The 8,225-nt window shown below is 63.1% G+C and carries 9 protein-coding genes and 1 pseudogene; 4 read left to right on the top strand and 6 right to left on the bottom strand.

Going from position 1 to position 8,225, the window contains the following annotated elements:
• Positions 1-309 precede the first annotated feature (309 nt).
• Positions 310-444 carry a hypothetical protein gene (locus JKG68_RS34395; RefSeq protein WP_281399264.1) on the bottom strand — a complete coding sequence of 45 codons (135 nt, stop codon included), beginning with the start codon at positions 442-444 and terminating at the stop codon, positions 310-312.
• 249 nt (positions 445-693) lie between these two features.
• Between JKG68_RS34395 and JKG68_RS29910 the strand changes: the two genes are divergently transcribed.
• Positions 694-1,176 (top strand): hypothetical protein, encoded by a 483-nt coding sequence (locus tag JKG68_RS29910; RefSeq protein WP_202065807.1) that lies wholly within the window; start codon positions 694-696, stop codon positions 1,174-1,176.
• Between the two features lie 226 nt (positions 1,177-1,402).
• On the opposite strand, the gene JKG68_RS29905 is transcribed toward JKG68_RS29910, so the two are convergent.
• Positions 1,403-1,660, bottom strand: a complete 258-nt coding sequence (locus JKG68_RS29905; RefSeq protein ID WP_202065805.1) for a hypothetical protein — start codon at positions 1,658-1,660, stop codon at positions 1,403-1,405.
• A gap of 304 nt (positions 1,661-1,964) precedes the next feature.
• Between JKG68_RS29905 and JKG68_RS29900 the strand changes: the two genes are divergently transcribed.
• Entirely contained in the window at positions 1,965-2,243 is a 279-nt protein-coding gene (locus JKG68_RS29900; protein WP_202065803.1) for an SWEET family sugar transporter, read from the top strand.
• Between the two features lie 3 nt (positions 2,244-2,246).
• A complete protein-coding gene (locus JKG68_RS29895) occupies positions 2,247-2,588 on the top strand; it encodes an SWEET family sugar transporter (RefSeq protein WP_202065801.1) in 342 nt (113 codons plus the stop codon).
• Here JKG68_RS29895 and JKG68_RS29890 read toward each other — a convergent pair.
• A complete protein-coding gene (locus JKG68_RS29890; protein WP_202065799.1) occupies positions 2,559-2,774 on the bottom strand; it encodes a hypothetical protein in 216 nt (71 codons plus the stop codon). The two genes, JKG68_RS29895 and JKG68_RS29890, sit on opposite strands and share 30 nt — an antisense overlap.
• Positions 2,775-3,424: 650 nt before the next feature.
• Here JKG68_RS29890 and JKG68_RS29885 point away from each other — a divergent pair.
• The gene (locus JKG68_RS29885; RefSeq protein ID WP_202065797.1) at positions 3,425-4,438 is read left to right on the top strand and encodes a YihY/virulence factor BrkB family protein; all 1,014 of its coding nucleotides are present in this window, start codon (positions 3,425-3,427) and stop codon (positions 4,436-4,438) included.
• A 217-nt stretch (positions 4,439-4,655) separates the two neighbouring features.
• Here JKG68_RS29885 and JKG68_RS29880 read toward each other — a convergent pair whose 3' ends face one another.
• From JKG68_RS29880 to JKG68_RS29870, 3 genes and pseudogenes are all read right to left on the bottom strand, one after another.
• Complete coding sequence (locus JKG68_RS29880; RefSeq protein WP_202065795.1) at positions 4,656-4,838, bottom strand: hypothetical protein; 183 nt, start codon at positions 4,836-4,838, stop codon at positions 4,656-4,658.
• Positions 4,839-5,320: 482 nt separating this feature from the next.
• On the bottom strand, positions 5,321-7,531 hold the full coding sequence (locus JKG68_RS29875) for an alpha-glucosidase (RefSeq protein WP_202065794.1): 2,211 nt from the start codon (positions 7,529-7,531) through the stop codon (positions 5,321-5,323).
• A 197-nt stretch (positions 7,532-7,728) separates the two neighbouring features.
• Positions 7,729-8,145 (bottom strand): annotated as a pseudogene (locus JKG68_RS29870) (metallophosphoesterase); the annotation flags it as partial.
• Positions 8,146-8,225: the final 80 nt, after the last annotated feature.

Raw genomic sequence — 8,225 nt, 5'->3', positions numbered from 1 at the left:
ACGACCTCCGGCCGTCAGTGGATCGCCAACCTCCACAGCCACATCTTCTGTGCAGAGCACTCGTTTGCTCTGATGGGGCCGCAGCGCTAAACATCCTGTTTGTTTGGCAGTGAAACGTATGCGGAAAGTTGTTGGTTTATCCTGCCCAACAGCTTGGCGTTCACAGATTTGCCCAAGTTCGCGAGAGCGCCGAGGGCTCGCCCGGCTATGGTGTTCAAGTCGATGCCCGGTTGCAGTATGGGGAGCGGCCATAGGCTTGCACTCCGGTGATCCCCGCTCCCGCAGGTAGATCTGTGCCCCTCACTTTACCTAGATCATGCTTCGGATCCTGGTCGCCAGCGCCTTGATCGCGAACGGCGTGGTGATGATCTCCATGCCCTGTTCGAGAAAGCCATTTGCCGCTGTGGCATTCGAGGCATAGCCCGTCTCTGATCCGTGCCTCACGCGCCTCAAGGCGGCCGGATTCGACGTCGAAGCTGTGGAGCACCCGCCTGCCGCGAACGATCTCTGCCTCATAGAGGCGCCCGTGTGGCTGAAGGCCGTTCGGGTGCGGTCAGTAGGCCAGTACGGCCGCTTTCCCGGACAGACGATGTCCTGCCAACGCCTGGGATGGCATCTGCCGTTGGATGTCTCCGGCTCACCCGACCATCAGGAACGGGTCTAATTCTTTACAGCCTCACAGGAGCCAACCTCATGTCCAAGACCGTCACGTGCCTCTACCACGACCAGCAGAAAGCCAGCGAGATCGTTAGTCTCCTCGAGCAGGCCGGCATCTCGCGGGGTGGGATCAATGTCTACTCAGATGCCTCGGACAACCTGATCGATGACCTGGAGAATGCGGGCGTACCCCGGTCCGATGCCCATGCCTATGTCGAGGGCGTACGCCGCGGCGCCTCCGTTGTCGCCGTGGAGTGTGACGATGACGAGGTCGACCGGGTGATCGACATCCCGGACGATGACGGGGTGCTGGACCTCGACGAACAGCGGGCCGCCTGGAACTCGGAAGGATGGCAGGGCCATGACGCCTCGACCCCCGGCAGCACCACAGGCGGACTTGGCGCCGCGGCGGCCGGGCTGGCCGGCAGCCTCACCGGATCGTCGGGCACGAGCCGAACGGAGTCAGGCCACGCCGCCTGCCGCGCCCGGCTCACCGCCTGCGCCCGCACCTGCCGATGACGGCAGCGGCGTCCCCTGGCTCTGGATCATCCTCGGCCTGGCGATCCTTGCCGCCTGATCTGGTACTTCATGCGTGGACGGTCGCGGAGCACGGCTGCCGGGACAACCAGCGCCTCGGGCACGTCCGGCACCTCCACAAGCCACCCCAAGGTGTTCGACAACGACAAGCCCAAGTAGGCAGCCTTTTCCGCCGGGATCTCAGGTCGCCGAGGCCGAGCCCCACCGCTCATGGCCGAGACAGTCCATCCTGGGGTGCCGGTGGCAGGGTCGATGGATGACTGTCCGGGCCGCCAAGCGGATGGTCTGGCGGCTTTTCGGGGGACATTCGCTGCGTCCGGCGCCGCCAAGCCGCCCCTGCCTCCTGCCGCAAGCCCGGCCGCGGCTTCGGGAGGGTGCGCCAGATCAGCAGGGTGCAGGCCTTGCCGACACCCAGGATGAAGGCCAAGCCATAAATGAAGATTGTGGACGAAAAGCTCGCGTCCATGTAACCCCCAAGCTCCGTGTTGCCCGTCGATCCGACGCTCCTGCGGAGGAACGTTGATGAGGATGTGCGGTTGATCTCCTGCGGAGGCAACCTGCGCCCGCGCAGGTCTCCTTGACCAGCTTCCGTAGACTGGGCCCCGTTCGATGGCTCGAACGGGGCTCCTTGTCCCTGCACATCTGGAATGCCTTTGAGGCGCAGCCTTTGCCTGGAGGCAGGAAGAGGCCGCGGTGCGACACGATTGCCTGTCCGGGAACCTCGCCACCCCCTCCGTGTTCATGACGTTCACGTGATGAGAGAGCGGACAATGCAGACGTGGTGGCTGACGGCATTGGGCTTGGCGGCGGGACTGTGCACCAGCCTCAGCTTCGTGCCGCAGGTGCTCAAGGCTTGGCGCGAAGGAGACACCGAGGCGATCTCGAAGCGCATGTACATCGCCTCCCTGATCGCCTACGGCCTGTGGATTGTGCACGGGCTGATGATCGCAAGCGTGCCCGTCATGCTGTTCAACGTTGTCAACGTGGTCTTGGCCGGCCTCATCCTGGTGCTGAAGCTGCGTGGCCTCAAGTCAGCGGGAGTGCGCTGAACCATGGATGTGTCTCTCTCGACGCTAATTGGATCTGCTGCCGGCTGCATTGGTCTTTACAGCTTCGTGCCGCAGGTCGTGAAATGCTGCCGGATCGGCGATGTCGCGGCCATCTCCCTGCGCATGTTCGCGGTGCGCACCTTCGGGCTCCTGCTCTGGACAGTCTACGGCTACGCGCTAGGCAGCCCGCCCGTGCTGATCTTCAGTGCCCTTGGCGTGGTGCTCAGCTCGGTCATCCTGGTCCTGAAGGTCCGCGGCTCGCGCATGCAGCCCGTGAGTGGGGACTGCCGTCATAACCAGCCGGATCAAAAGGACTCAGGCGCGGCTGAACCCGTCGTGGGTTGAGTCCCAGATCACGGTAAGGCCCTTCCCCGGCTCGTCGACCACCACCTGCACCGTCCGGCCGTAGCTCGCGGTCCGCGCGGACACCTGGACCGCCGCCCGGATGGCCTCAGCCACGGTGGGACATCCGGCCGAAATCTCCGGCTTGGTTTTACTTAGGTGAAGGCTGTCGCTCTGCGGAGGGCGCATTCTCAGGATTGTGGATTGGACCTCTTTCATCCCTCGGGACCCATCAGCCTCAGACGACAAGCAAGTCAGCTCCTGAGAGAACTCCCCCGTCGATTGCCCCTCGACGGGGGAGTTTTGACGTCGGTTCCTGGCCCAGGCGCGCCGATCCGCTCCATATCTCCTGCCACGTTTAACCTAAGTGGTGGGGCGATTGGGGCAGACACGTAGGCTCAATTGGCCCGACTTCGGGCGTTTCCTCCTGAAACTCGGCTTCCTCCTGCTCCCTCAGCGGCCAGGGAGTTTTTGGAGAGGGATGTATCGAACAGGAACTGAAGCACCATCTGCCGAGGCGGATGCAGTCTGCGATTTCGCGCAACGCTGGTCATGAAACTGGATTGCATTCAAAGCACATATGCTTCCGTTGTGGCTGGGTGATTGGCTTTTGCAGGCGTCCATTTGCTACCAAGGTCTGTCCGACAGCCCCCTTCGGAGTGCCCGCAAGCCGACCGAGTGAGAGCAGTGTCTCCTGCCTGCTGAACCATTGGCGAGCCAAGGAGTTGGCTCGTACCCTCATCATGGGAACGGATCGCGTGCCCCGGCCCACCTTTTGTCCGTGACGACAGGCATCACGTCATTGTCCTGATCTACCGCAGCAGGAGGCCCTCGTCAGTATGGATGCCATTATCCGCCCGCAGATGCCGGAAGACCAATCTCTCGATCCAGAAGCGTGGGCGGATGCCACCTGTGACGCGAACCAGCCGGGCGACATTTCTGATCGCGGTTGGTTCGACGTTCTCGCCAGGCTGGCCCAATCGCTACGTCGTGACAGCATGTGGCTCCGGTCGGCTGGCGTGGCCTTCTGCGCCATCTTCGCGGCTATTCCCGGCATATCTGTCCCGGTCGCCCTCTTCGGCCTCTTGGGCAACCCGGAGGCGGTGCATCGCCCCATCGAGATGCTCGGCGGCCTCGTGCCCGGGAGCGCCACCACGTTCCTTGCCGATCAGATGCAGGCGATTGCCCGTACCTCCCGCACGCAGCTTGGAACTGGTCTCGGCGGCGGCGTTCTGGCAGCGCTGTGGGGTGCCTGGTCGGGAGCCTCGGGTCTGATCGCCGCGCTCAACGTCGCCTATCGGGAGGAGGAAGCCCGCACGTTCCTGCGGCGGTCATGGGATGCATTGGTCGTTGCCGTGGCAGCCGGGTTGTTCATGCTGCTGGCATTCGCACTTGTGGCCCTGCTGCCCATCCTCCTCGGTTGGCTGCCGCTCGGTCCGACATTGCAAGCAGTTCTCTCCTTTGCCCGCTGGCCGGCTTTGGCGATGCTCTGCATCGCTGCCTTGTCCATGCTCTACCGCTTCGCCCCGTGCCGGCGCGCCGCCAAGTGGCGCTGGGTCAGCCCGGGAGCGGCGGTTGCAACCGTTCTCTGGCTTGTGAGCGCAACCAGCTTCTCATTCTACGTCTCGCATTTCCCCTCGTACAACCATACCCTGGGGCTTCTTGGGACGATCATGATGCTGCTGACGTGGTCCTACCTGACCGCCTTTGCTGTGCTGCTCGGCGCTGAGCTGAATGCAGAGCTGGAGCGACAGACATCGCGTGACACCACCACCGGATCAGACCGGAGCATTGGTCACCGTGGCGCGGTCGTTGCGGACAGCAAGGTACAAGCCTCGGAAAGAGCTGCATAACACCGCCCCTGGTTCGTCGATCATCCCGTGCAGGTCGTTCGGGAATAATTCTTGTGCTCGATTAGACATTCTGGTGCTCAATGTAGTGGGCGCCTCTTGTCCCCCGCTCCTCCATGACGGCTGTTATGGATCGCTGTCGGCAGCTTGGTGCAGGCCGCCTTGTGGTCTGTCCCCAGCCTCGAAGACCCGATCAGATGCTACATCCACAGAGACATGATCAGCGGCGTCGGTTATGTCGGATCAGGATGGCAGCGGCTCCCGCCAGCAGCGCGAGGAAGATGCCGATCCCCACGATCTCGAACAGGGTCGCAACGTTCTCCGCTCCGGGAGGAGACGGTCCGGCATCGGCTTCCCCGATTTGCGGGATTACGGCAGGTCGGTCCTGGGCCAGCACGTCCATTGTGGTCACCTCGTGCCGGTGGGCAGGGTTACCCGGGCATCATCGCGCGGATGATCGGCGCGATCTCCGCGACGCGGTAGGGCTTGCGCACCAAGCGGGCCTCGGGAGCCTCGCCGCTGAACCTCGGCGGCAGGGCACCCGAGCAAACCAGGATGCTGATGTGCGGGTACCGGGGTCAGATCATGAAATCCACGCAGTCGCAGGAGGCTCGCTTCTTCAGGGGCTTGGACTGTGCAGAAGTCAGTTGCACCCGGCGCTAGGTGACAGCGCGACCAGCGTCGCACGCAGAAGATCCTAAGCCCTTATGTTCGGTCAGTTTCTCGTAGTACGAGGCGGCAATCTGCGGAAGGTCCGCAATGGGTCATCCCAGGAAATTTCAGCCGCTGCGGGAAGGTCTACTGCTCCACGCTTGAGCGGACGTCCGGCGTACTTCCGCGCCGTGCCAGGAGTTGACCTTCCTCACCCAGAAGGATCAGCCTCGATTAGTTTAGAGCATTGGCATCTCTTAGCCCGCCGATGATTTCATTCGCCGAATCTGCTCCCTTGCGCAGGAACACCGCAGGCCTGCCCAGGGGCGCGGATACCCGAGTCCACTCACCGGCCTTCCCCACACTGGCACCTGTCCAGAGATCGGTCCACTCGGCACCTTCCGGCCAGTAGACCTCAACCGATGTAGCGCCCCTGTCCACGACCGGCGCGACCATGAGGTCAGGACCAACCAGATACTGGTAGCGCAGGCCGTAGGTATTGCGGTCATCGGGGTAGTGAAGGAAGAGGTGACGGGTCAGCGGGTGGCCATGCGCCGCCGCTGCCGCCACATGGCGCTTGCGATAGGTCGCCAGCCCCTTGTAGACCCTAGCAAGACGGGCCGTGTGCGCCAGCAGCTCCGGACTTGAATCGACCTGGGCCGAGATGGCTGGAATGAGACCCTCATGAGTGCGCAGGACAGCCGTGAAGGCGTTCAGCTCGCTCCACCGCATCAGCAGCTCCGGCGTGCGTGCGATGATCGGGATCTCCCGCCCGGCGACATCGAACTTGAAGGCGCTGTATCCGCCCGTATCGCTGTGGATCAGGCTGGCTCCCGACATACCTCCAGACAGCATGCCCACGACGGCGGTCTTGATGCCGTCGTACTCGCTCCAGTTCTGGATCTGGTCGCCGAGCCAGAAAAGCGTCGCCGCACCCGGGCTCTGGGTGAAGCCGGATCGGTCGAAGAATACGATGTCGTCCCCCCGCCCTGCCTCCTCGATTGCCTCGCGGGCAACCCGGGCCCATTCCTGCGGGTAGCGATTGTGCCAGACGGCCGAGTCGGCGTCATCGTGGAGCTTGCCATCGAAAGGTAGCGCCTCGCCGAAGTCGTTCATCCAGCCGGAGGAGCCCGCCTTCTCGATCATCTCCCTCTTCATCACGCCCTTGATCCAAGACCGGGCGTCCGGGTTGCTCAGATCGACAAGCGCTGCGGAGAAGGTGGTGTTCCTGTTGAGGAACGGGGTGCCGTCCGCCTTCCTGACGAGGTAGCCCCTGGCCAGAGCCTCGGTGTAGAGGCTGTTGTGGCCTTCCTCCGTCGATAGAAAGGGATTGATATAGGTCAGCATGCGCACGCCCTGGCGCTCCAGGTCAGCCACAAGCTCTCTCCAGCCCGGATAGTAGGTCTCGTCGAGCTGCCAGTTCCACCAGAGCTGCCGTCCGGTGGCGGTGACGCGCACGCCAGGCCAGTCTTGGAGCCAGACGCCAGCAAGCGGGATGCCGGCCTTGTTCGCTGTGTCGATCTTCCGGCGCACGACGTCGGTGCCGCCCTGGGTTCCGAGGATGAGCCCATCATGGATCCAGTCGGGCAGAATCCGCATGCGGCCTGCATACTCGGTAAACGCCTCGACCAGCTCGAGCGGCGTTCTTCCGTAAAGGATGCGGCCGGTCATGGTTGCGGACCATACCTTGATCGCGATCTGGTCCGACTGGCGCATGTCGAAAGTGCTGTACTCGGTGTTCTCCAGGAACAAAGAGCGGAGGCGGCTCGTCAAATAATGGGGAGCTGGGGCCTCGGTCACAAAGGGCGTTCCGCCCCCTTGATTGGCTACGTGATCGATAATCTCGGTGACGACAGGTTGGCCACGCCCGACGCCGTGCTCCTGCACCAAAATCGGCAGGACGAAGCCCTTCTGGTTGGCATAGGTGAGCTGCTGGCCGAAGCCGAAGATGGCTTCATCGGCGACCGAGCCAGCAACGAGCCGGATGCGGTTCACGTCTGCCGCATCCACGGTGATGACGAAGCGCAGGTGAGAGGTCGACACCGGCTCGAATGCTAGCTTGTAACCGATAGTTCGGGTGACCCCTCTGAGCTTCCCCGTCACCAGCGCTATGTTGCCCTCGACCACGATAGTCTCAATCGTGGGCTGCCTGAAGGAGATCGATACGGCATCGGTGATCTCGAAGGATCCTTCCGGCGTGCCGAATTCGCGGATGTGCGGGGTGGCGATCTCGGCGGCGAGGAAATCGCCATCGGCCCCGGTGTCCCAGATGATCCGGTCTGGTGCATTCTTGTGCGCGACCTGCAAGCCTGGCGCTGTCCGGGTGAGAAGAAAGCTGCCGAGCGAATGCGTCTCGACGGCCGGGGCTTGCGCTGCGACGGCGTTGGGCAAAGAGGTCACGGCAAACGCACCCGCACCTATCGTGAGGAAATCACGACGCTTCATGCGAAATCCTTTCTCGGCTCTTTAGGCCGCTACTATCTCACGTGCCGAACTCCCAAGGAATGGCTGCATCGGGTCAGGCAGTGACGACCCCCTGCCCTCCGCGAAGGTCTGGTGTTCCTGCCTAAACCCGATGTTCAGTCTACTTCCGCCTCGTGCCAGAAGCTGCCATTAGGCGGCAGGGCATAGTCCTCGTGAAGTCATCGTGCGGCGACAGTAGCGGGCTGTCGCAGTCCCGAACCCATCGCGGGCTGTACATGATGGCTGACCTGCTGCGCCGTGCGCCGCAGGGTGATGCGCGTCAGTTCGGACGGCCGTCCAAGCCTCAGCGCAAAGCCGGGCCAGAGGGCGGTGCCGTTGTTGACGTAGAGCGTCATGCCACCAACCGCATATCGGCCCGAGACGAAACCGTTGTTGCTCCGCGCAACCAGCCGGTCCAGCCCAAGGATCATGCCGCCATGCGTATGCCCGGACAGTTGCAGCGCCACACCTCGTGCCGCCGCCTGCGCGGCGTTCCTTGGCTGGTGGTCGAGCAAAACGATCGGCACGTCCGACGGTGCGCCCGCAAGAGCAGCCGACAGATCCGGTGCCGGATGGCGGGACCCGGGCGCTGACAAGAATGGTCTTGCTCCGCATTTGTGGAGAGCGGTTTGGCAGCTATCCGGCCAGCCTTTCGAACTGAACCGGACTGACATAA

Source organism: Microvirga aerilata (assembly GCF_016743775.1).
Taxonomy (GTDB): domain Bacteria; phylum Pseudomonadota; class Alphaproteobacteria; order Rhizobiales; family Beijerinckiaceae; genus Microvirga; species Microvirga aerilata.
This window is presented reverse-complemented; position numbering and strand designations above follow the sequence as displayed.